This is a genomic window from Serratia rhizosphaerae (assembly GCF_009817885.1).
GTDB classification, from domain to species: Bacteria; Pseudomonadota; Gammaproteobacteria; order Enterobacterales; family Enterobacteriaceae; genus Serratia_B; species Serratia_B rhizosphaerae.
The window spans coordinates 3,880,225-3,904,078 of the sequence record NZ_CP041764.1 but is presented as its reverse complement, the minus strand read 5'-3'; the positions used below and the strand labels follow the sequence as shown (position 1 = coordinate 3,904,078).

General features: G+C 61.5%; 12 protein-coding genes. 10 read left to right on the top strand and 2 right to left on the bottom strand.

Annotated elements, in window-relative coordinates:
* The first annotated feature begins 236 nt into the window (after nt 1-236).
* The 10 genes from FO014_RS18065 to purU all read left to right on the top strand — a co-directional run bounded on the left by FO014_RS18065 (nt 237) and on the right by purU (nt 13,423).
* A complete protein-coding gene (locus tag FO014_RS18065) occupies nt 237-1,892 on the top strand; it encodes a BCCT family transporter (protein ID WP_160030513.1) in 1,656 nt (551 codons plus the stop codon).
* Nucleotides 1,893-1,927: 35 nt separating this feature from the next.
* Nucleotides 1,928-3,814 (top strand): DUF294 nucleotidyltransferase-like domain-containing protein, encoded by a 1,887-nt coding sequence (locus tag FO014_RS18060; RefSeq protein WP_160030512.1) that lies wholly within the window; start codon nt 1,928-1,930, stop codon nt 3,812-3,814.
* Nucleotides 3,815-3,821: 7 nt separating this feature from the next.
* A complete protein-coding gene (locus FO014_RS18055) occupies nt 3,822-4,577 on the top strand; it encodes a 3'-5' exonuclease (RefSeq protein ID WP_160030511.1) in 756 nt (251 codons plus the stop codon).
* Between the two features lie 97 nt (nt 4,578-4,674).
* A complete protein-coding gene (locus FO014_RS18050) occupies nt 4,675-5,766 on the top strand; it encodes a GlxA family transcriptional regulator (protein ID WP_160030510.1) in 1,092 nt (363 codons plus the stop codon).
* 147 nt (nt 5,767-5,913) lie between these two features.
* A complete protein-coding gene (gene glyA / locus FO014_RS18045) occupies nt 5,914-7,230 on the top strand; it encodes a serine hydroxymethyltransferase (protein WP_160030509.1) in 1,317 nt (438 codons plus the stop codon).
* An 18-nt stretch (nt 7,231-7,248) separates the two neighbouring features.
* The gene (locus FO014_RS18040; protein ID WP_015673110.1) at nt 7,249-8,499 is read left to right on the top strand and encodes a sarcosine oxidase subunit beta family protein; all 1,251 of its coding nucleotides are present in this window, start codon (nt 7,249-7,251) and stop codon (nt 8,497-8,499) included.
* 15 nt (nt 8,500-8,514) lie between these two features.
* The gene (locus FO014_RS18035; RefSeq protein ID WP_160030508.1) at nt 8,515-8,886 is read left to right on the top strand and encodes a sarcosine oxidase subunit delta; all 372 of its coding nucleotides are present in this window, start codon (nt 8,515-8,517) and stop codon (nt 8,884-8,886) included.
* Nucleotides 8,883-11,909, top strand: a complete 3,027-nt coding sequence (locus tag FO014_RS18030) for a sarcosine oxidase subunit alpha family protein (protein ID WP_160030507.1) — start codon at nt 8,883-8,885, stop codon at nt 11,907-11,909. The genes FO014_RS18035 and FO014_RS18030 overlap by 4 nt, the downstream gene beginning before the upstream one ends.
* The gene (locus FO014_RS18025; RefSeq protein ID WP_160030506.1) at nt 11,902-12,546 is read left to right on the top strand and encodes a sarcosine oxidase subunit gamma; all 645 of its coding nucleotides are present in this window, start codon (nt 11,902-11,904) and stop codon (nt 12,544-12,546) included. The genes FO014_RS18030 and FO014_RS18025 overlap by 8 nt, the downstream gene beginning before the upstream one ends.
* A 13-nt stretch (nt 12,547-12,559) precedes the next feature.
* Complete coding sequence (gene purU / locus FO014_RS18020; RefSeq protein WP_160030505.1) at nt 12,560-13,423, top strand: formyltetrahydrofolate deformylase; 864 nt, start codon at nt 12,560-12,562, stop codon at nt 13,421-13,423.
* Nucleotides 13,424-13,567: 144 nt separating this feature from the next.
* On the opposite strand, the gene FO014_RS18015 is transcribed toward purU, so the two are convergent.
* Both FO014_RS18015 and FO014_RS18010 read right to left on the bottom strand, forming a co-directional pair.
* Nucleotides 13,568-14,299 carry a thioesterase II family protein gene (locus FO014_RS18015; RefSeq protein WP_160030504.1) on the bottom strand — a complete coding sequence of 244 codons (732 nt, stop codon included), beginning with the start codon at nt 14,297-14,299 and terminating at the stop codon, nt 13,568-13,570.
* Between the two features lie 11 nt (nt 14,300-14,310).
* A complete protein-coding gene (locus FO014_RS18010) occupies nt 14,311-23,823 on the bottom strand; it encodes a non-ribosomal peptide synthetase (protein ID WP_160030503.1) in 9,513 nt (3,170 codons plus the stop codon).
* Nucleotides 23,824-23,854: the final 31 nt, after the last annotated feature.

Here is a 23,854-nt window from a genome sequence, read left to right as displayed (position 1 = left end):
ACGCAAAACAAGAAATGCCGATTCACGACGCTTTCAGGCGTCACACCGACCGGAAACCGCCGTCGCTCCCCGTCTGCGCCGCATGTCGCAAATCGACCCCGCCAAGACGTTGACAGGCATTTTGCGCCGCCTTCCCGCCGCTATCATCCGTCTTGGACGGGCTGACTAACCAGAGGCTGTGTCCAGCCCCACGCAGAGTTCAGGCAATCACCAACCATTCCCTAGGAGGAATCACTATGCCGGATTCAAAAGATCCGATGGTACCCGATGGTGAGGTTAACCCGTACGATACCGACTATCAGGTGGGCCAGGACAATATCGTGGTCAGCGTCGGCCCTTTCGGGCTGGATATCCATAACCGCGTCTTCGTCATCTCCGGAGTGGCGATCGTTATCTTTGTCGTCTTGACGCTGGCGTTTCACAGCCAGATGGAACCCATCTTCAGCAGCGTGCTTAAATGGCTGACCACCAACCTGAGTTGGTTCTTTCTGAGCGTCGGCAACATCTTCGTGATTCTCTGCCTGGCGGTGGTGTTTTCCCCGCTCGGCAAGGTGCGGCTGGGCGGCACCCTGGCCAGACCGGACTACAACTATCTGGCCTGGTTCTCCATGCTGTTCGCGGCCGGTATGGGTATTGGCCTGATGTTCTACGGCGTTTCGGAACCGCTGTCGCACTTCTCCAGCGCGCTTGGCGGCGTCAGTATCGAAAACGGCGTACGCAGCGACACCGCGCCGCTGGCCGCTGCCGCGGGCGACCCGGAAACCGCCCGCCAACTGGCGATGGCCACCACCATCTTCCACTGGGCGCTGCACCCCTGGGCCATCTATGCGATGTTGGCGCTGGGGCTGGCGCTGTTCTCCTTTAACAAGGGGCTGCCCCTGACCATGCGCTCGGTGTTTTATCCGCTGCTGGGGGATGCGGTCTGGGGTTGGCCCGGGCATATCATCGATATTCTGGCGGTGCTGGCCACGCTGTTTGGCCTGGCGACCTCACTGGGGCTGGGCGCTTCCCAGGCGGCTTCCGGGCTGAACTACCTGTTCGGCATCCCGATGGGCGAAACCACGCAGATCCTGTTGGTGATCGGCATTACCGCCATTACCCTGCTGTCGGTGGTGGCGGGGCTGGAGAAAGGCGTACGCCGCCTGTCGGAAATCAATATGATGCTGGCGGCGCTGCTGCTGCTGTTTGTCGTCATCGTCGGCCCGACCCTGGCGCTGCTGACCGGCTTCTTCTCTAATCTGACCGCCTACCTGCAGTACCTGCCGGCGCTGTCCAACCCCTTCGGCCGTGAAGACGGCAACTTCGTCGCCAGCTGGACCGCCTTCTACTGGGCCTGGTGGATCTCCTGGTCGCCGTTTGTCGGCATGTTTATCGCCCGCGTATCCCGCGGCCGGACCGTACGCGAATTTATTATCTCGGTGCTGATCGTCCCATCGCTGGCCTGCGTGATGTGGATGACCATCCTCGGCAATACCGCCATCCATCAGTTTTTTGACCTGGGACACAAGGCCGTCGCCGAAGCGGAGCTGCCGCTGCAGCTGTTTACCATGCTCGACACGCTGCCGCTGGCGCAGATTACTTCGCTGATCGGCATCCTGCTGGTGGTGGTGTTTTTCGTCACCTCATCGGACTCCGGCTCGCTGGTGATCGATATCATCTCGGCGGGCGGAAAAGTCAACGCGCCCACGCCGCAGCGGGTATTCTGGTGCAGCTTCCAGGGCGTCGTCGCGATAGCGCTGCTGCTGGGCGGCGGACTGGTGGCGCTGCAGACCATGGTGCTGACCACCGGGCTGCCGTTCGCCATCGTGCTGCTGATAGCGGCGGTCTCAGTGCTGAAAGGTCTGGCAACGGAACCCCGGATCGCCCCTAACGCCAGCACGGAACGCAGCTGAACCGTTCCGGTATTCCGGCTGCCACGGAGGTCACCATGCAGGCCGAACATCAGGACATGATCGACTTTCTGCGACGCTACCCGCCCTTCGACGCGCTGCCCGTTGATGCGCTGGCCCTGGCGGCCGCCAATATCGAGGTCAGCTACTTCAAGGCGGGCAGCCACATCTTGTCCTTCGGCCAGCAGGTGGACGCCTGGTACGTGATCCGCAGCGGCGCCGTCGAGGTCTACCGGCGTAACGGCGATCTCTACAATCGCCTCAGCGCAGGGGGCTATTTCGGCCAGTTCGGCCTGCTGCGCGAAAGCAGCGTGCGCTTTCCGGTGACCGCACTGGAAGACACGCTGGCCTGGCTGATCCCTGCCCCGGTGTTCCACCAGCTGTTTACGCAGTATGAGGCATTCGCCGACGTGGTGGAGGTGGAAGACCGCACCCGGCTGCGCCACACCGTGGCGCGCTCCGAAGACGCCAACGAACTGCTGACCTCGCGCATCGATACGCTGATTGGTCGTAAACCGGTCACCATTGAAACCTCCGGCACCGTGCGCGAGGCCGCCATCACGATGAGCACGGAAGGGGTCTCTTCGTTACTGGTGATGAATGCCGGCGTGCCAGAGGGCGCAATGGGCAACGCCGCCAGAATGGCCGGCATGCTCACCGACCGCGATCTGCGCACCCGGGTTATCGCCAAAGGACTGAGCGTGGATACGCCGGTCAGCGAGATCATGACCCCGGAGCTGATTTACGGCGAACACCACCAGATGGTGTTTGAAGCCATGCTGACCATGATGCGCCACAATGTGCACCATCTGCCGGTGCTCAGACAGGGTCAGCCCATCGGGGTGATATCGCAGTCGGATATCCTGCGCTATGAATCCCAGAACAGTCTGTTTGTGGTCAGCCGCATTTTCCACGCCAACAGCGTCGCCGAACTGTGCGCTCTGAGCGGTGAAGTACGCACCTGCTTCAGGCGCATCGTGCGTGAAGACGCCAACTCAAAAATGATCGGCAGCGCCATGGCGGTCATCGGCCGCAGCTTTACCCAGCGCCTGCTGGAGCTGGCGGAACAGCAGTTGGGGCCGCCGCCGGTGCCCTACTGTTTTCTGGCGCTGGGATCGATGGCGCGTCAGGAGCAGTTGATCGTCACCGACCAGGACAATGCGCTGGTGCTCGACAACAGTTTCGATCCGCGACGTCATGACGGCTGGTTCCTTGCGCTGGCGACCTTTGTCAGCGACGGCCTGGCGGCCTGCGGCTACCGCTACTGCAACGGCGGAATTATGGCCACCACCGCCAGATGGCGTCAGCCGCTCGCCGTGTGGGAACGCTACTTCGCCGATTGGATCGGCAAACCCACGCCGCAAACCCTGCTCGACAGCGCTATCTTTTTCGACCTCGACGGCGTCTGGGGCAACACCGAGTGGGCGGAACATCTGAGTCAGAGCATTGCGCAGCAGACGCGCCATAACGCCCGTTTTCTCGCCTGTATGGCGCGCAACGCGCTGCTTCGCACCCCGCCGCTCGGCTTTTTTAAGGGGTTTGTGATGGAGCCTTCCGGCCAGCACAGCCGCTCCATCAATATGAAACGGCGCGGCACCGCCCCGCTGGCGGATCTGATCCGCGTGCATGCGCTGGCGATCGGCTCCCGCGCCCGTAACTCCTTTGAGCGCCTGCAGGAGATTATCGAAGCGGATATTCTGCCGCACGGGCGCGGCCAGGATCTGCGTGACGCGCTGGAGTTTATCTCGATGGTGCGCATCCGCCATCAGGCGCTGGATCTGGATGCCGAACGCCAGCCGGATAACAATATCGAGCCGGAAAACCTGTCGGATTTCGAACGCAAAAACCTCAAGGATGCTTTCCAGATCCTGAGCAATGCCCAGAAGTTCCTGAAATACCGCTATCAGGCCGGCCGAATACGCTGAGGTCACCATGTTCTATATCGGCAAGCACCCGTTCAACCCGGCGTCGCGGCAGCCCGCCGCCGCTTCTCCTCCGCCGTGGCCGGCCCGGATGGCCGAACTGGCTCGCCGGGCGCGGCACCCCGCACTGCGGGCCTTCTACCGGGCGGGCGTCGTAACGCCCGACACCGCAATCGGCCAGGTGCCGCTGCTGGCGATGGATTTTGAGACCACCGGCACCGACGCCCGCCGCGATGACATCGTCAGCATCGGTCTGGTGCCGATGACGCTGCAGCGCATCCGCCTGCAACACGGCCATCATTGGCTGCTGAAACCGCGAGCCCCCCTGCGCGACGAGTCGGTGGTGATCCACGGCATTACCCATTCCGAAGTGGAAAAAGCGCCGGATCTGAACGCGCTGTTTATTACGCTGCTTGAGCTGATGGCCGGCAAGGTGCTGGTAGTGCACCACCGCGGCATTGAGCGGCAATTTCTCGATGCCGCCCTGCAGCGGCGCATCGGGGAAGGGATCGCCTTTCCCTGTATCGATACGCTGGCGCTGGAAGCGCGCCAGCACCGTCATCGCCCCGTCAGCCTGGCGGCGCGGCTGTTCAGCCGCCGGCCGCGGGTTTCACTGCGCCTGCCCGAAAGCCGCACCCGCTATAATCTGCCCCGCTACCCGGCGCACAATGCCCTTACCGACGCCCTGGCCTGCGCCGAGCTGCTTCAGGCCCAGGTCGCCCACCACTTTTCTGCGGAGACGCCGGTCGAAGCGCTGTGGTGCTGAACCGACAGCGGGACGACGGCACAATGCAGGTCGCCGCCCCCGCCGTTACCTTGCTAAGCTGTGGCGGTCAGCCTGCACGCCCCACGAGGAATCTCTGATGACCGATGCGTCGCCCTTGCTAACGGTAGGTTTCGTTCTGCTGCAGCGCTTTACGCTGCTGCCGTTTGCCGCTTTCGTTGATTGTCTGCGGCTGGCCGCCGATGAAGGAGACCGCAGCCGCCAGCTGCGCTGCCACTGGACCTTTATGACCGGCGACGGCCAGCCGGCGCTCTCCAGCTGCGGCGCCGCCGTTGCGCCCTGCCAGCCCTTTGCGGATCCGACGCGCTTTGACTATCTGGTGGTGATCGGCGGCGTGCAGGATGAACATGACCACACCGACCGCGCAGCGCTGGACTACATTCGCCGCGCCGCCGCAGCCAAGGTGCCGCTGGTGGGCATCTGCACCGGCGTGTTCGCGCTGATTCAGGCCGGCGTGATGCCCGGGCGGCGCTGCTGCGTCAGCTGGTATCACCATGGCGATCTGACCCGGCGCTTTCCGCAGGTGACGCCGGTGGCCGACCGGCTGTTCGTCGACGACGGCGATCTGATCACCTGCGCCGGCGGCAGCGCGGCGGCGGATCTGGCCGCTTATCTGGTGGAACGCCATCTGGGGCGCGCCTGGGCGATGAAAAGCCTGCATATTATGCTGATTGACGAAGGGCGGCGCGGCGAGCATCCCCAGCCACAGCCCGTGGTGTTCGAACGGGTGGCGGATCGGGCGCTGCGCCGGGCAATCGATATTATTTCCCAGCACCTGGGCGAATCGCTGTCAATTGACGATCTGGCACAGAGAATAGGCACCTCGCGGCGCAATATCGAGCGAAAATTTCGCGACGAGCTAGGCGTCACCCCGCAGCGCTTTATGCGCAACCTGCGGCTGCGCTACGGCCTGTGGCTGCTGCACTACACTCCGCGCACCGTCACCGATATCGGTGAACAGTGCGGCTTTTCCGACACCGCCCACTTTTCGCGCCAGTTTCGCGAAACCTTTGGCTACTCCCCGTCTCAGGCGCGTAAAACGGGCAACGAACAGGCGGTCGATCCCTTCTTTCTGCATATCGGCCAGCCCGAAAGCGCTCAGCGTCGCCACGAGCCACCGGCCGTTTTGCGATTGAACGCAAAAATACAAAACAGCGCCATCAGCAAATAACCATAAATAACAGCAAGTTGAAATCATATGTCGCGATTGTGACATAAAGTTGTCGCATCTGTTCAATCTTCAGGGGCACGCCCCGATCTATCTTGGCTGACGGTAGGCGGATGGTGCCGCCGCAGCGCTAACCCTGAGGATAATCAGATGAATGCCGATGATTTGAACAAGACCGATCCGCAGCTCTTCGCCGCCGTCGTTGGCGAAATGGTGCGTCAGGAAAACCATATCGAACTGATCGCTTCCGAAAACTACGCCAGCTCTCAGGTGATGGCGGTTCAGGGGAGCCAGTTAACCAACAAATATGCCGAAGGTTATCCGGGCAAGCGCTATTACGGCGGCTGTGAACACGTCGACGTGGTGGAGCGGCTGGCTATCGAGCGCGCCTGTCTGCTGTTCGGCGCCGACTACGCCAACGTGCAGCCGCACTCCGGCGCGCAGGCGAACGCCGCGGCGTTTATGGCGCTGGTGAAGCCAGGGGACACCATTCTGGGGATGAGCCTGGCCCACGGCGGCCACCTGACCCACGGCGCGGCGCCTAACGTTTCCGGCAAACACTATAACGCGGTGCAGTACGGCCTGAACCCGGAAACCGGCGAAATTGATTACGATGAGGTGCAGGCGCTGGCGCGCGAGCACCGGCCAAAGCTGATTATCGCCGGTTTTTCCGCCTACGCCCGGGTAGTGAACTGGCGTCGTTTTCGCGAAATCGCCGATGACGTCGGCGCCTGGCTGCTGGTGGACATGGCCCACGTCGCCGGACTGGTGGCGGCCCGCTGCTACCCCAACCCGCTGCCCCACGCCCATGTGGTCACCACCACCACTCATAAGACGCTGCGCGGCCCGCGCGGCGGCATGATCCTCTCCGCCTGTGGCGATGAGAAACTGTACAAAAAGCTGAATGCCGCAGTCTTCCCGGGCCAGCAGGGCGGCCCGCTGATGCACGTAATCGCCGCCAAGGCGGTGGCGCTGCGCGAAGCGATGAGCGAAGAATTTGTCCGCTATCAGGCGCGGGTTATCGACAATGCCCGGGCGATGGCCGGCGTGTTCATCCGCCGCGGGTACGATCTGGTCTCCGGCGGTACCGACAACCATCTGTTCCTGGTCTCACTGATTCGCCAGGGCATTACCGGCAAAGAGGCGGATGCCGCGCTGGGGCGCGCCCATATCACCGTCAATAAGAACGCCGTGCCCAACGATCCCCACAGCCCCTTCATCACATCGGGATTGCGCATCGGCACCCCGGCGATCACCACCCGCGGCTTTGATCTGCGCGAGTGCGAAATGCTGGCGCATTGGATCTGCGACATCCTGGACACCCTCGCCCGGGGCAAAGAGGGCGACCATGAAGAGAACAGCAATATCGAAGCCTGGGTGCGTTCCAACGTGGCGGAGCTGTGCGCCCGCTATCCGGTGTACGGCGAAACCCAGGGCATGACGCTGACCCGCCCCGCTTTTGCCTAACAGACAGGAAGAGACGCTATGCAACATTATTCGGGTTTAAGTCTGCTGCGCCATGGCCTTAACCACCATGAGAACTGGCCGCGGATGTGGCGCAATCCCGTGCCGAAAAAGGCCTATGACGTGATTATCATCGGCGGCGGCGGCCACGGGCTGGGTACCGCGTACTACCTGGCAAAAGAGTTTGGCATCACCAATGTGGCGGTGGTGGAAAAAGGCTGGCTGGGCGGCGGCAATACCGCTCGCAACACCACCATCGTGCGCTCCAACTATCTGTGGGACGAGGCCGCGGCGCTGTTTGAACACTCGATGAAGCTGTGGGAAGGCCTGTCGCAGGATCTCAACTACAACGTGATGTTTTCCCAGCGCGGCGTACTCAACCTGGGGCATACCCTCCAGGATATGCGCGACATCCGCCGCCGGGTGAACGCCAACCGCCTGAACGGCATCGACGGCGAGGTGCTGGACGCCCGCCAGGTGCAGGATTTGGTGCCGATGCTCGACTGTTCGAAAAACGCCCGCTACCCGGTGCTGGGCGCTTCCTGGCAGCCCCGCGGCGGCGTGGCGCGCCATGATGCGGTCGCCTGGGGCTTTGCCCGCGCGGCGGACGCCCTGGGGGTGGATATCCTGCAGCAGACCGAGGTCACCGGCTTTATGATGCGCGATGGCCAGGTCTACGGCGTGCACACCACCCGCGGCGATATCGAGGCCCGCACCGTCGGCTGCGTGGCGGCGGGCAACTCCGGGGTGCTGGCCGGCATGGCCGGGCTGAAGCTGCCGCTGGAGTCCCACCCGCTGCAGGCGCTGGTGTCCGAACCGCTGAAACCGGTGCTGGATACCGTGGTGATGTCAAACCATGTGCATGGCTACATCAGCCAGTCGGATAAGGGCGATCTGGTGATCGGCGCCGGTATCGACGGCTACAACGGCTACGGCCAGCGCGGCAGTTACTCCACCATAGAACATACGCTACAGGCGATCGTCGAGATGTTCCCGGCGTTCTCGCGGGTGCGCATGAACCGGCAATGGGGCGGCATCGTCGATACCACGCCGGACGCCAGCCCGATTCTGTCGGCCACTAAAGTCAAAGGGCTGTGGTTTAACTGCGGCTGGGGAACCGGCGGCTTTAAAGCCACGCCGGGTTCGGCCCACGTCTTCGCCGCCAGCCTGGCGGCAGGCAAGCCGCATCCGCTGGCGGCCCCGTTCTCAATCGATCGATTCAATACCGGCGCTTTAGTGGACGAACACGGCGCCGCCGGCGTTGCCCACTGACGAGGAGGAAGCAAGATGCTGCATATCTGGTGCCCCTGGTGTGGCGAACACCGGGAAGAAGAAGAGTTCCACGCCAAAGGTCAGGCGCATATCGTGCGCCCGGCGGATCCCGACGCCTGTAGCGACGAGGAGTGGGGAGAATACCTGTTTTTCCGCGATAACCCGCGCGGCGTTCACCGGGAACTCTGGGTGCATGCCGCGGGCTGCCGCAAATTCTTTAACATGGTGCGCAATACGGTGAGCTACGAAATTCTGGAAACCTACCGGATCGGCGAACAACCGAAAACCGGCACCGGGGCTGATGTGGTGCCCCTGCCGCGCCGTGAAGACAGCAAAACTGAAACCGTGACCCCTGATGAACGGATCCAGGCCGGAGGTGGCGTATGAAACAGGTGAATCGTCTGGCCGACGGCGGTCGTATCGACCGCAGCCGTCCGCTGAATTTTCGTTTTAACGGCCAGACCCTGCAGGGGTTTGCCGGCGATACCCTGGCCTCGGCGCTGCTGGCCAACGGCGTGGATATCGTCAACCGCAGCTTTAAGTACGGGCGCCCGCGCGGCATTGTCGCCGCCGGCGCCGAAGAACCCAATGCCGTGGTGCAATTGGGCAGTAGCGAAGCCAGCCAGGTGCCGAACGTGCGCGCCACCCAGCAGGCACTGTATGACGGACTGACGGCGAGCAGCACCAATGGCTGGCCCAGCACCGAGCGCGACCTGATGGGCGCCGTGGGTAAAATGCTCGGGCGTTTTATGCCGCCCGGCTTTTACTATAAGACCTTTATGAAGCCGGCCTCGATGTGGATGACCTGGGAGAAATATATCCGCAAGGGCGCCGGACTGGGGCGCAGCCCGATGGCGCGCGATCCGGATCGCTACGATCATCTTAACCAGCACTGCGATGTGCTGGTTATCGGCGCCGGCCCGGCCGGTCTGGCCGCGGCGCTGGCTGCCGGACGCAGCGGCGCACGGGTGATGGTGGCCGATGAGCAGGAAGAGATGGGCGGCTCGCTGCTCGACAGCCGTGAGCCGTTAAACGGCCGCGACGCCGCACACTGGGTGGCGGAAACCCTGAACGCGCTGGCGGCGCTGGATAATGTACAGCTGCTGCCGCGCACCACCGCCACCGGCCGTCACGACCACAATTTCGTCACCCTGCTGGAGCGACGCACCGACCACCTGAGCGAGACGGCGCCGGACCATCAGGCGCGTCTGCGCCTGCACCGGGTACGGGCCAAACGCATTGTGCTGGCCAGCGGCGCCCACGAGCGGCCGCTGGTCTACGCGGGCAACGATATCCCGGGCAACTTCGTCGCCGGCGCCCTCTCCACCTATATTCACCGCTACGGCGTGACGCCGGGCCAGCGTCTGGTGCTGTCGACCAGTAACGATCAGGCCTACTGCGCCGCGCTGGACTGGCTGGACAGCGGCCGGGAAGTCGTGGCGATCGTCGACGCCAGGGATAACCCGCAGGGCGAACTGGTGGCCCAAGCGCGCGCCAGGGGCATCCGCATTCTCAGCGGCAGCGCCGTGATCGAGTCCCAGGGCGGCTCCAGAGTCAGCCGCGTGCGGGTCGCCCGCATCGACCCTGCCGGTTTCCGGGTGGTGGACCGGGTGGACACCCTGACGTGCGACACCGTAGCCAGCTCGGGCGGCTTCAGCCCGGTGATTCACCTGGCCGTTCATACCGGCGCACGACCGTTCTGGCGCGACGACGTGCCGGGATTTGTCGCCCCCCAGGTGGACGGCATGATCGCCGCCGGCGCGGTAACCGGCGCGTTTACCACCGCTGAAGCCCTGCACGACGGTGCGGCGGCAGGACGGCAGGCCGCCGAAGAAACCGGCGGCGATCCGGTGGGGATTGCGCTGCCGGAAGTGGCGAACCGCAACGACGGCGCGGCGCTGGCGCTCTATCAGATACCGCACGACCAACCCACTTCGCGGGCGCCGAAACAGTTTGTCGATCTGCAAAATGACGTCACCGCCGCCGCCATCGAGCTGGCGATACGCGAAGGATTTGAGTCCATCGAACATATCAAGCGTTATACCGTGATGGGTTTCGGCACCGATCAGGGCAAGCTAGGCAATATCAACGGCATGGCCATCGCCGCCCGCTGCCTGGGGCGCGCCATCCCCGAGGTCGGCACCACCGTGTTCCGTCCCAACTACACCCCCGTCGCCTTTGGCGCCGTAACGGGTCGCCACTGCGCCGAGCTGTTCGAACCGGAACGTCATACCGCGCTGCATCAATGGCATCTGGATCGGGGCGCGGAGTTTGAAGACGTCGGCCAGTGGAAACGCCCGTGGTATTTCCCGCAGCGTGTCGACGGACGCAGCGAAACGCTGGAAGAAGCCGTGGCCAGGGAGTGCCGCGCCGTACGCAACAGCGTGGGGATCCTCGATGCGTCCACGCTCGGCAAGATCGATATTCAGGGGCCGGATGCCCGCACCTTCCTGGAGCGCATCTACACCAACAAGTGGGCGAAGCTGGGCTTCGGTCGGGTACGCTACGGCCTGATGTGCAAGGACGACGGCATGGTGATGGATGACGGCACCACCAGTTGCCTGGGGGCTAACCACTTCCTGATGACCACCAGCACCGGCGGCGCGGCGGCGGTGCTGGAGTGGCTGGAGCTGTGGCATCAGACCGAATGGCCGGATCTGCAGGTGTTTTTCACCTCGGTGACCGACCACTGGGCCACTCTCTCCCTGTCCGGGCCGGAATCACGCCGCCTGCTGCAGGAGGTCTGTGATATCGACCTGTCGCGTGAAGCCTTTAAGTTTATGGACTGGCGCGCCGGCACGGTGGCCGGCGTCCCGGCGCGGGTGTTCCGCATCTCGTTTACCGGCGAGCTCGCCTATGAGGTTAACGTGCAGGCCAACTACGCGCGCCACGTCTGGGAAGCGCTGTTCGAGCACGAAGAAAAGTATGGCCTGACGCCTTACGGCACCGAAACGATGCACGTTCTGCGCGCCGAGAAAGGCTTTATTATCGCCGGCCAGGACACCGACGGCTCCATGACGCCGGAGGATCTCGGTATGCAGTGGTGCGTCGGCTATGACAAAAGCTTCTCCTGGGTGGGCAAACGGGCGTTGACGCGCGCGGATACTCGGCGCACCGACCGCAAGCAACTGGTCGGCCTGCGCCCCAAAAATCCGAAGGTGGTACTGGAAGAAGGTGCGCAAATTGTACTGGATCCCCACCATCCGATCCCGATGCCGATGGTAGGCCACGTCACCTCCAGTTACTACAGTCCGACCCTGGACAGCGGCTTCGCGCTGGCGGTGGTAAAAGACGGCCACCAGAAAATGGGCCATACCGTCTGGCTGCCGATGGTCGACGGCCAGGTCCATGAGGCCGAAATTGTCAGCCCGATCTTCGTCGATCCCAAAGGAGAGCGCCAAAATGTCTGATGCCGTAAAGATAAGCACCTTTAACAGCCACCCCGAGGCGCAGGTGACGCGCGAGTCGCCACTGGCGCTGTCTTACCGCAACACGGGCCGCCCGGAGGCCGACGAGCGCAGCGGCGTGACGCTGCGGGAACGTCCGTTCTGCGGGCATCTGATTTTGCGCGGCGGCGCTATCGTCCTCGATCAGGCGCTGCGCGACGTGCTGGGGATTGGGCTACCGGGCCAGCCGCTGGGACTGGTCAGTGAAAACAGCGGCGAGATCAGCACCCAGTGGCTGTCGCCGGACGAATGGTTGCTGATCGTGCCGGAAGGCAGCGAGTTCGACGTGGAAAAACGACTGCGGGCGGCGCTGGGTGATGCCCACTACGCCATCACCAACGTCAGCGGCGGCCAGACACTGCTGGAACTGCGGGGGGAAAAAGTTCGCGAGCTGCTGATGAAATCGGTGGTCTACGACGTGCACCCGGACAATTTCCCTGCGGGCAAGGCGGTGACCACCGTCTTCGCCAAAACCACCGCGGTACTGCGCCGTCCCGACGACGCCTGCTGGGAGCTGGTGGTCAGGCGCAGCTTTGCGGATTACCTCTGGCGCTGGCTGCTGGATGCCGGGGAAGAGTACGGCATTGGCGTCATCCCCTGACGGAGAACAGAACATGAGTCGTAATAATGACTGTTGGATCATGACCGCCCAGTGTCCGGGCAGGCTCGGCACGGTGGATGCCGTGACCGGTTTTCTGCGGGAGAGCGGCTGCTACATTACCGAGCAAAACTCGTTCGACGACCGCGAGTCCGGGCGTTTCTTTATCCGCACCGAGTTTCGGCCGCCGTCCGGTTTTGACAGCCAGGCCTTCGAGGCGCGCTTCGGGGAGCGCGCGGCGAATTTCGAGATGACCTTCGGGCTGACCGCCCCCGGGCATCGGGTGCCGGTGGTGATTATGGTCTCGCGTACCGATCACTGCCTGAACGACCTGCTGTACCGCTACCGCACCGGCCAGCTGCCGGTGGAGGTCTGCGCCGTGATCTCCAACCACCGCGATCTGGAGCCGCTGGTGGCATGGCACGGCCTGCCCTACCATCACCTGCCGGTCACCGCCGACACCCGGCCGCAGCAGGAAGCGCAAGTGTGGCAAATCATTGAAGAGACCGGCGCCGAGCTGGTGATTCTGGCGCGCTATATGCAGGTGCTGTCGGACGACATGTGCCGCCGGCTGACGGGCAAGGCGATCAATATTCACCATTCACTGCTGCCGGGTTTTAAGGGCGCCAAGCCCTACCACCAGGCCTGGGCCAAAGGGGTCAAGCTGGTGGGCGCCACGGCGCACTACATCAACGAGGAGCTGGATGAAGGGCCGATCATCGCCCAGAGCGTGGAGCCGGTGACCCATACCGACTACCCGGAAGATCTGATTGAAAAAGGACGCGATATCGAACGCGTGACCCTGGCGCGCGCCGTCAGCTGGCACGTGGAGCGGCGGGTATTTCTCTATGAGAACCGCACGGTGGTGTTCCCGCGCTGAACCTACACAGGGCGGCCCCGGTGGGGCCGCTTCGCTTTCAGGCCGCAGCGGCGCAACGAAACTGACAACGTTCTTCAATTACCGGGCCCCCGCAAAGTCATCTGCACAATCTAAGTTACCAGTCTTACCCTTTGTTTTGCTGACCTAATAACGTGTCAAGATTTGTGTAAGCTTTTCGACTACCTCATCCCGATTCTGCTGAATGAAAAAGTGCCCGCCGTCAAACAGCTGCACCTCCACCGGTTCGGTAGACAACGCCTGCCACTGCGGCAGTTCTGCTATCGGCACATCGCGATCCTGCCTCCCGCCCAACACCGTAACGGGCAGCGGCAACGGCGTTACCGTAGCAAGGTGATAATCTTCCACCAAGCGAAAATCGGCTCGTAAGGCAGGCAGAACCAGCGCCATCAACTCTTGATGCGCTAGTACTTCCGGCGGCGTCCCGCCATAGTCTTGCAGGCGCTGGATGAATACCGCATCGGATAGCGACGACATTGGCGCGACGTCGCGCGCCAGTTGCAGCGGTCGGCAGCCTGAGGCAACAAAATGCCAGGGCAGGCGCTGGCCGTGCGCTTTGAGCGCCAGCATTAATTCCACGCCCAGGCGGCACCCGAGACTATGCCCAAACAGCAGCCAGGGCTTATCTTGCGGCACATGCTGACGCAGAGCCTCAACCAGCACGTCCATGCGCTGAAAAGGTGCTTCGCGCAAGCGCGAGCCGCGCCCCGGCAGCTGGGCGGCACAGAGTTCGACCCACGGCGGCAACCCGTTGGCGAAAGGTTGATAATGGCTGGCACTGCCCCCGGCAAACGGCAGGCAGATGACGCGAAAATCGGCCGCCGGATGCGGCCGTAATATCTGAAACCAGGGTGACATCCTTCCTCCCGTTAACGCCGGCGACGACGCTGCAACGCCTCACGGCGCTTACTGATACGCGCATCGGCCTCCGCCATCAGATCCTGCTGTGGCGCCTGTTCATCAAGCCACGCCGCGAAGGCTGCAATCGTGGGATACTGAAACAGGGCAACCACCGGAATATCGCGCTGTAACGCGGCTTGCAGCTGATTTTTGACCTGCAACAACAGTAGCGAGTGGCCGCCAATATCAAAGAAATTATCGCTCACACCGGGCTCTTCGGACCGCAGTACCCGGGCCCACACCGCCGCAACCTGTCGCTCCAACTCACTGGAAGGTGCAATATAGCCCTGTTTGCGTACGGCCAGCATCGCCGCATGCGGATCCGGCAACCTACGGCGGTCCAGCTTACCGTTTGGTGTCATCGGCAACCTGTCGATGGCAATCCACGCCGCTGGCTGCATATAGCTCGGTAAACGCGCCTGTAAGTGTTGCCGCAGCACCTCGGCTTCCGGCACCGGATGGGAGGCAACGTAATAGGCGGCGATACGTTTCTCATCCTGCGCATCGCTGAATATGGTAATTGCCACGTCCTGAATCATCGGATGACTCAGCAATGCCGCGCCAATCTCCCCCGGTTCTACGCGCATACCGCGAATTTTCACCTGATCGTCACGACGCCCCGTCAGACATACCACGCCATCGTGGCGAACCCGCCCAACGTCGCCGGTAAAATAAAACAGGTCTTCCGGTTGACCCGTAAACGGGTTGCAGATAAACGCAGGCGCCTGCCGTCCACCGTGTAAATAGCCCAGCGATGGAAAGCGGGTGCGGATAACGATCTCACCAGGTTCACCAATTCCGCACTGTTGATGCTGCGCATTCAGCACCAACGCCTGGCTGTCGCTCATTGCCTGACCGACCGGCAACGCCTGCGGCAAACGCGCAGCCGCCGGCGGTACGCGATAGAAACATTTCGCCAGCGTGGTTTCCGTCGGGCCATACAGGTTAACGATCTCCGCCTCCGTATTAACCAGACCGCGCCATTGGCGCACCAGGCTTGCCGGCAGCAGCTCCCCGGCAAAAAACAGCCGCCGCAGATCCGGCAGAGGTACCACCTGATCCGCAGACAAAAGCCAGGATTTCACAATGGTTGGTACGGTGTGAAAACTGGTGATGCGCTGTTGCCTGAACCACGGGAACAATGCCCCTGCGGACAGATCCTCCTCAACCGGCGGTAAGCAGAGCGTAGCGCCACTGATAAGCGGCGTCAGGATATCACGCAGCACCACGTCGAAACTCAGCGAGGTCAATTGCGCGCAACGATCCTCTGGCCCGATGGCAAACGTATCCCGCTGCCACCGTAAGAAATGGGCCAGCGCCTGCTGCTGACCGATAATGCCTTTCGGCGTGCCGGTAGTACCGGAGGTGAAAAACAGGTAGCACGCAGCCTGCGGATCAACCGTCGATGCAATCACCTCTGCCTGTCGCACTGCCCAGGCATCCAGGCAGGTCACCTGACGCCAGCGCGGATCGTCACAAAGCTCAGCGTCAACCTCATCCGACATCGCCACAAATAGCAACCGCCGCGCTTGAGCCTCGTCAAGCATCGCCTGACGGCGCGCCAGCGACAGGTTTTTATCCAGTAGCAGCATCACACCACCTGCCTGCATCACCGCTAACATCGCCGCAATCAGACCAAAACTGCGCGCCCCGTGAATAGCAATGACCTCACCAGGCTGTATGCCCGCGGCGCGCAGCTGCGCAGTATAATAGGCAGCGGTTTCCGCCAGCGCCTGGTAATGCCACTGACGCCCGTTTTGCTCAACCGCGGTCAGTGTCGCAAAGCGCTGCGCACTGTCGACAAACAGCGCCGGCACGCTGGCGATCTCAGAGGAGGAAAGCGGAGCGAGCGGGTCTGGCAACACCTGTCTGGCGGCGGCGGTCAGCAACGAGTATTGTTGCAGCGGTTGTGACACGTCATCGGCAATTTGTTTCAGCAGCCCAATAAACTGCTCCGCCAGCGCCTGTATCTGCCCATACCCATAGCGTGCCTGCGGCCAGACCCACTCAAGCGCCAGTTCACCTTCACGCTCCTGTACATACAAGGTCAGGGAAAACTTCGCCTGCGGTTGCGTCAGCCTGCATTCACGGACCACCACGCCATCAAGTTGCTTATCGCCCTGCGGGGCGTTGAGCATATTGAGCATGACGTCAAAGATCGGGTTCTGATTCAGGCGCCGTTCCGGGCGCAGCAACTCGGTCAAACGCTCAAACGGCATTTCCTGATGCTCCCAGGCATCAAGGCAAACCTGCCGCACCTGCGCCAGCAGCGTGCTGAAAGCAGGATTGCCCGCCAGATCCAGGCGCAGAGGTAACGGATTAATAAAGCAGCCCAATAGCGGTTCAGTTTCCGGCTGCGTGCGTCCGGCTACCGGTGCGCCGATAATCAGATCTTCTTGCGTCGTCACGCGGTTAAGCAGTAAGCCAAAGGCGCTCAACAGCAGCATAAACAGGCTGACATTATGCTGCTGGCAGAGATGATGCAAACGATCCAGCGTCGCGGTATCCAGCGTTATAAGCAGACTATCGCCCTGCGTCCCCACGCTTTCGTCCTCAGGGAAATCGGCAGGCAGTTGCAGCAATGGCAAGTCGCCATGCAGCTGCTGTAACCAGTATTGTTCCAACTGTCGCATGCGTTCGCCGCTTAGCCGTTCACGCTGCCAGGCCGCATAATCACTGTAATCTATTCTCAACGCGGGTAACGTCACCGGCCTGGCGAACTGCACCTTGTCGTAATGCTGTACCAGTTCATCAATCATCACCCCAACTGACCAGCCGTCAGCAACAATGTGATGCAAGGTTAGCAGCAGTAAAAAATGACGATCCTCGCAGCGCAACAGGGTGACACGCAGTAACTCATCTTCTGCCAGATGGAAAGGACGCTGTGCGGCCTCCTCTGCCAGTAGCTGAATACGTGACTGGCGATCGACGGCAGTCAGCGATCGTAGGTCATGATAGTCGACAGGCTGCGGCGTGAACGGATTGACGGTCAGCGCGCCATCCTTATCCGCGAATTGGCTACGTAGTACCGCATGACGCGCACGCAGCTGGTCAAACGCCTGCTGCAATGCCGTGATGTTGAGTTCCCCTTCCAGTCGCAACGCGCTGAACAAGTTATACGCGCTGCTGTCCGGCATCAGCTGCTGCATAAACCAGATTTTCTGTTGCGCAAATGAGAGCACCCGCGCGGCGTTTTCCGGCTGAGGCGGGATAGTCAATGCCGACGCGTGAAGCGACGCACGCTCTCCAAGCACGGCGGCCAGCGCCGCCACGGTAGGGAATTCAAACAGCGTATGCAACGTCAGGTCTGGGGAAAAGCGGCGACGCAGGCGCGCTAATACCTGCGTTGCCGACAGCGAATGCCCGCCCAGGGCAAAGAAATTGTCATCGACGCCGACCTGACCGATGCCCAACACCTCGGCAAAGATCGCCGCGATATCCGCTTCCACCGGCGTGCGGGGAGATATCGTGGTTTCGGACGCTGCTGTCGCGACCGGCAGCGCCAGCAGCGCTTTTTTGTCAATTTTCCCATTCGGCGTTAACAGCATCGCGGGCAGTAACAGGATATGCGCAGGCACCATCCAGCCGGGTAGCGATGCCAGCAGATACTGACGCAACTGTGCGGATGTCAGCGCCGGGTCGCTCGCCACCACGAAGGCCGCCAGCGAAGGCGTTTCACCTTCCCGTGCCAGTACCGTCGCGGCGGCAACCTGTTCGTGTTGCAGCAGATACTGGCTGATTTCCCCCAGTTCGATACGGAAACCACGAATTTTAATCTGGTCGTCGAGCCTGCCAAGATAGGCGATCCGGCCATCAGCCTGCCATTGCGCCAAATCCCCCGTGCGGTAGAGGCGCGCCTGCGGATCATCACTGAACGGGTCGACAATAAATTTTTCAGCGGTTAATTCAGGCCGCCCCAGATAGCCCAGCCCCACGCCTTCGCCGCCAATCCACAACTCACCCGGGGTGCCCGCCGGGCAGAGTGAAAGGAGGCTATTGAGGACATAAAGTTGGGTGTTGCTGATGGGGCTTCCAATCGGCGGATTCTCTTCATCGCAGGCCACGCGATGCCACGACACCACATCGGTACATTCGGTAGGACCATAGGAGTTAATCAGCACGCAGTCGCTGTACTGTAACCAGGGTCGCAGAGTATGCATCGCGATGCTTTCACCACCGAGCCACAGCTGTTGCAGGCTGGAAAGCTGCGGCCACAGGGCACGATCCGCCACCAGCGGATAGAAGGCGCTTGGCGCACAGTTGATACGCGTCACCTGATGCTGCGCAATTTCCCGTGCGATCCTATCGGCGTCGTACTGCGCGACGGTAGAGAACACCACGCTCCCGCCTTGTAACAGCGGTGACCAGAGGTTCTTCTGCGTCAGGTCAAAAGAGAGAGAACTGATGATCAAGGGACGGTCAACCTCCCCGCTCCGTAGCTCGCCAATATACCAGTGCAGCAAGTTATTTACGCCATGATGCGTGACCTGCGCCGCTTTCGGGCGCCCGGTCGAGCCGGAGGTATAAATCACATAGAGCAGATGTTCTTTTGCCGGCATGGCAGCAACCACAGGAGGCGTGTGCGGATACTCACTTAATCTCTGACGCAACAGGGGATCGTCGATCGTCAGTGTTTGTACCTCTGAAGGTAAGCTGTCACGTACCCCCTCCTCGACCGCGCTGTGGGTCAGCAGCCAGTCAACGCCGCTGTCTTCCAGCATAAAGCATATCCGCTCCGCCGGATAAGCCGGATCAATCGGCACATAGGCCGCACCGGCCAGCACAATCGCCAACAGGCCAATCATCACCTCGCCGCAACGCGGCATGGCCAGCCCCACCAGGCTATTAGGCCCCACACCCTGGGCTTGCAGGGCGTGAGCTAACCGGCTCGCCTGTTCGCACAGCTCTTGATAACTCAGCTGCTTATCGTTCCACTGCACGGCAACGCGCTGCGGCGTTAATGCCGCCTGACTCAGGATTTTCTGCGGCAGCAGCGGCGCCTCCGGCCAGCGGTGAGGCGCAGGGTTAGCGCGCAGCAGCAGTTGCTGCTCTCCGGCATCCATCATCGGCAGCGCACCTATCGCCGCATCGGGCTGACGCAGCAGACTGTTAACCAGTTCGGTGAACCGCCGCGCCAGTTGGGCAATATAATCAGCATCAAACAGTGCCGCGTTGTAGTCAAACTGGCAGTGCAGTTCCCCCTGTTGTTCCACCACATTCAGTAACAGCTCAAAACGCGCCGGCGTCACCGGATGCGGCAGCCGGGTAAACTGACACGCCCCCACCGGCGCAGGTTGCAGCAGATCGTCATCCATGCTGAACATGATTTGGAATAACGGCGCGTGGCGGGTGCTGCGCTCGGGATTTAACGCGTCAACCAGTTGTTCAAACGGCACGTCCTGACGCATTTGCGCATCAATGTTGACCGCTTTCACCCGGCGCAAAAAGTGGCGGAATTCGAGTTCAGGCTCGCACGCCACGCGCAGCACCAGGCTGTTAACAAAAAAGCCGACCAGCGGCGCCAGTGACGCATGGGAACGGTTCGCCACCGGCACGCCAATAACGACGTCCTGGCTACTGCCGTGACGGGCCAGCAACAGGGAGAAGGCAGCGTGCAGCAGCATAAACAGCGTGGCATTTTCCTCCGCCGCCAGCTGGCGCAATGCCTCCGTAGTCTGCGCCGTCAGCGAGAAGCGATGACGCTCACCGTTGCTGCTCTGCTGTAACGGACGCGGATGGCTGAGCGGCAGACTGTGCACTAACGGCAATCCCGCTAACTGTTGTTGCCACCAGAGCAGCTGGGTCTGATAAGCAGGACGCTGCACCCATTCTCGCTGCCAGTGCGCGTAATCGGCATAATTCACCGGCAGTGCAGGCAGTGACGGCGCGTCTCCGTTTAGTAACGCCTGATACAGCGTACGGAACTCCTCAATTAACACCCCCATCGACCAGCCATCCGCCGCGATATGGTGCACCGTCACCAGCAGCGCGCCCTCACTGACACCGGTACGTAAAAACGCGGCGCGCAATAACACATCTGTTGATAAGTCAAATGTCTGCTGCGCATCGCGTACCGCCGCCGCCTGCATGGCCTGCTGCCGTTCGCCCGCGGTGAGCAGGCTAAGATCAACCTGATCGAGCTGGAAGTTAAACGCCGGGCGAATCACCTGTAGTACCTCGTCCTCCTCTTCGGTAAACACCGTTCGCAGCGGTTCATGACGGGCGATCAACAGTCGGAAGGCGCGCTCCGCCAGCGTCGGTTGAAACTCGCCGTCAACGCGTAATAGCGCGGATATATTATACAGGCTACCGTCAGCCATTAGCCGGTCGAGCAGCCACAGACGCTGCTGGGCAAAGGAGAGCGGCAGACGGATCGCTGCCGCCGAGGCATCGCGCGGCTGCGGCAGCACGGGCGGCAGCAGTTCGCCCCCGCGCTTGCTGGCAATCCGTACCGCCTGTTCGGCCAATGTCGGCGTCTCAAACAGATCGCGGATGGTGAGTTCCACCTGCATACGATCGCGAATTTCAGCCAGCAGGCGCACGGCTAACAGCGAATGCCCCCCCAGAGCAAAAAAGCTGTCGTTCGCGCTGATTGCTGTCGCCTCGATGGGCAGCAGCACGGCCCAAATTGCGGCCAAAGCTGATTCATCGCCCTCCTGCGGAGCAATAAAATGTTCGGCATCACGGGTGAAACGCGGCTCCGGCAGCGCCTTGCGATTAATTTTTCCGTTGGCGGAAAGCGGCATCACTTCCAGCGCGATCAGCAGTGCGGGCACCATATAGTCCGGCAGCTGCCGATGCAGTGCCGCACGCATTTCTACCTCCCGATCCGCTGACGACGCGATATCGGGTTTGAGGCTGTAGTAGCCCAGCAGGCGCTGCTCGCCGTGCGCGTCGGTACGCGCTACCACCACTGCCGCACTGACAAACGGCAGGGAGATCATCTGCTGTTCTATTTCCCCCAGTTCAATGCGCAGACCGCGAATTTTCACCTGATCATCAATACGCCCAAGGTATTCAATATTGCCATCCGGCTGATAGCGCACCAGATCGCCCGTGCGGTACAACATCCCGTCCGGTTGTGCGCAAAACGGATCGGGCAGGAAACGCTCGGCGCTGAGCTCGGGGCGATTCAGATACCCACGGGCAATCCCGACTCCTCCCAGGCAGAGCTCTCCCGCCAGCCCAGCCGGCAGCAGCTGCATACGGCGGTTGACCACATAGCAGGCGGTGTTATCAATCGGTTTACCAATGGGGATGGTGCGATACCGCTCGCCAGCGTCGCCGCGCCACCAGGTAACGTCAATCGAGGCTTCCGTCGGGCCATACAGGTTCCACAGCGCAACCTGTGGCAGACAGGCCAGCGTATCCTGCCAGGTTTCAACCGGCAGCGCCTCACCGCTACAGACAATGGTTTTCAAGCCAGGCAGGGAGTGTGGTGGCGTACTATCGATAAACAGCCGCAGCATGGAGGGAACGAAATGCACCAGTGTGACCCGCCGCTGTGTGATGACCTGATGCAGATAGTCCGGATCTTTATGTCCGCCAGGTCGAGCAAATACCAATCGCGCACCCACCAGCACGGCCCACAGCAGTTCCCACACGGAGACATCAAAGCCAAACGGCGTTTTCTGTAGCAGTGTATCTTCGGCAGTCAGCCCAAACGCCGACTGCATCCAGGCAAGGCGATTGACGACGCCTCGATGCTCCAGCATCACCCCTTTGGGATTGCCCGTTGAGCCAGAGGTATAAATGACATAGGCCAGATGACGCGAGGTTAGCCCCAAAGCCGCCATCGACATCGCCGTGGTGGGCTGTTGGCGCAGCGCGTTCAGGGTGTCGGCGTCATCGAGCATAATCACCTGCGCGGGTTGTTCCGCCAACAGTGAACATAAGCGCGGAGCCAGTGACCGGGTGGTTAACACCACGTCAGACTGCGCGTCTGTCAGCATATACGCCAATCGGGCATCGGGATATTCACTGTCGAGCGGCAGCCATGCACCGCCTGCCTTCAGCGTACCGAGGATCCCGACAAGCATGTCGCAGGAACGCTCAATAAACATGCCCACCCGCCTATCAGGCCCGACGCCCTGTTGGCGCAAGTAGTGCGCCAGTTGGCTGGCCCGCTGGTCAAGCTGCTGATAGCTCAGTTGCTGCGCCTCATCCTCAACGGCAATCGCCTGCGGTGTACGGGCCGCCTGCTGTTCAAACAGCACATGCAGCGTTTGCCGATCGTCAAAAGGTTGTTCGGTTGCATTCCAGCGCCGCAACTGTGCGAGATCGGCGTCACCGACCAGCCGTAACGACTCCAGTGCGGTAATGCCCGCCAGCAACTGTTGGTGTACGCGAATCAGACAATCGATAAACTGCTGCGCGGCGGCAACGCCCTGAGGGTGCGAGCATTTGGCATACAGTTTGCCGTCGTGGCGGTAATAGAGATAAAACTGTACGGCCCCGCCATCCTCACTGGTCCAGCTGTTGACCAGTTCCAGCCGACTGTGTTGGTGAAGCGTGCGCGAATAGTCATGGAAGTTATAAATAAAGCGCAGGCCGTTGCTGGCCAGCCCCTGATGACGCGCCGTAAGCTGGGTTAAGGATTCAAACCCCTTGCGCTGACGCTGAAATTCCCGCCCCTGCTGCAGCAGGCTGGCAAAATCCTGCGCCGTGTTGAAAGACAACACAAACGGCACCAGGCTGGAAAAGTTGCCGAATAACCGGGCCGAGGCCGTGCTGCGATGGTTGACAATCTCCTGCAGTGCGATGCCGTCGTCATAGCCATAAAGCTGCCCTGCAACCCAGGCGAACAGCGATTTAAAATAAAAAGGCAGGGTAATGCGCGAGGCGCGGCAAAATGCCTCCAGCCCCTCGTGGGGAACAGGCGCATCAATCAGCGTGGTGGCTTCCTGTGGATGGCGCTTGCCGCTATCTTCACCGGTTTGCGTCAGCAATGCCGCATGTTGCTGCCAAAACGCCCGCGTTTCCTCACGATCAAAACGCTGGCGCAGGCTTTCGGTAAGCGAAACAAAGGACCGTTGCCCAGCCGCAATATCCTGCGCGTCAGCGCACAACGCCTGTGAGAACAGCACAATGGCCGCGCCATCGAACACCAGGTGATGGCTGCCCACCACCAGATGCTGCTCGCCATTATCCAGCGTTAACAGCAGCACGCGGACCAGCTGTTGGCTAAAATCCCATGGGTCACGAATCCAGCGCTGCGCGGTGTCCGGCAACTGTGCCAGAGTACATTGCTGCCGGTGAAAAAATATGGCCCGTTTCAGCGTGACGCCCAAGGCCGTATTCAGTGCGCTGACCTGCGGTGCCAACGCCGCCTCCAGCGAAAAAAGGCGGGATTCGAGCGTCATCAGACTACGATTATCCGCCACTTTCCAGTGGGCACCGATACCGTAATGCTGCTCGCTGCCCACGCTAATATCCAGCCAAATATCGGTCTGTACCGGGCTGAGTTGTTCCAGTTGTTCCATGCTCACCTGCCACAAGTAAAAGAGTTAATCA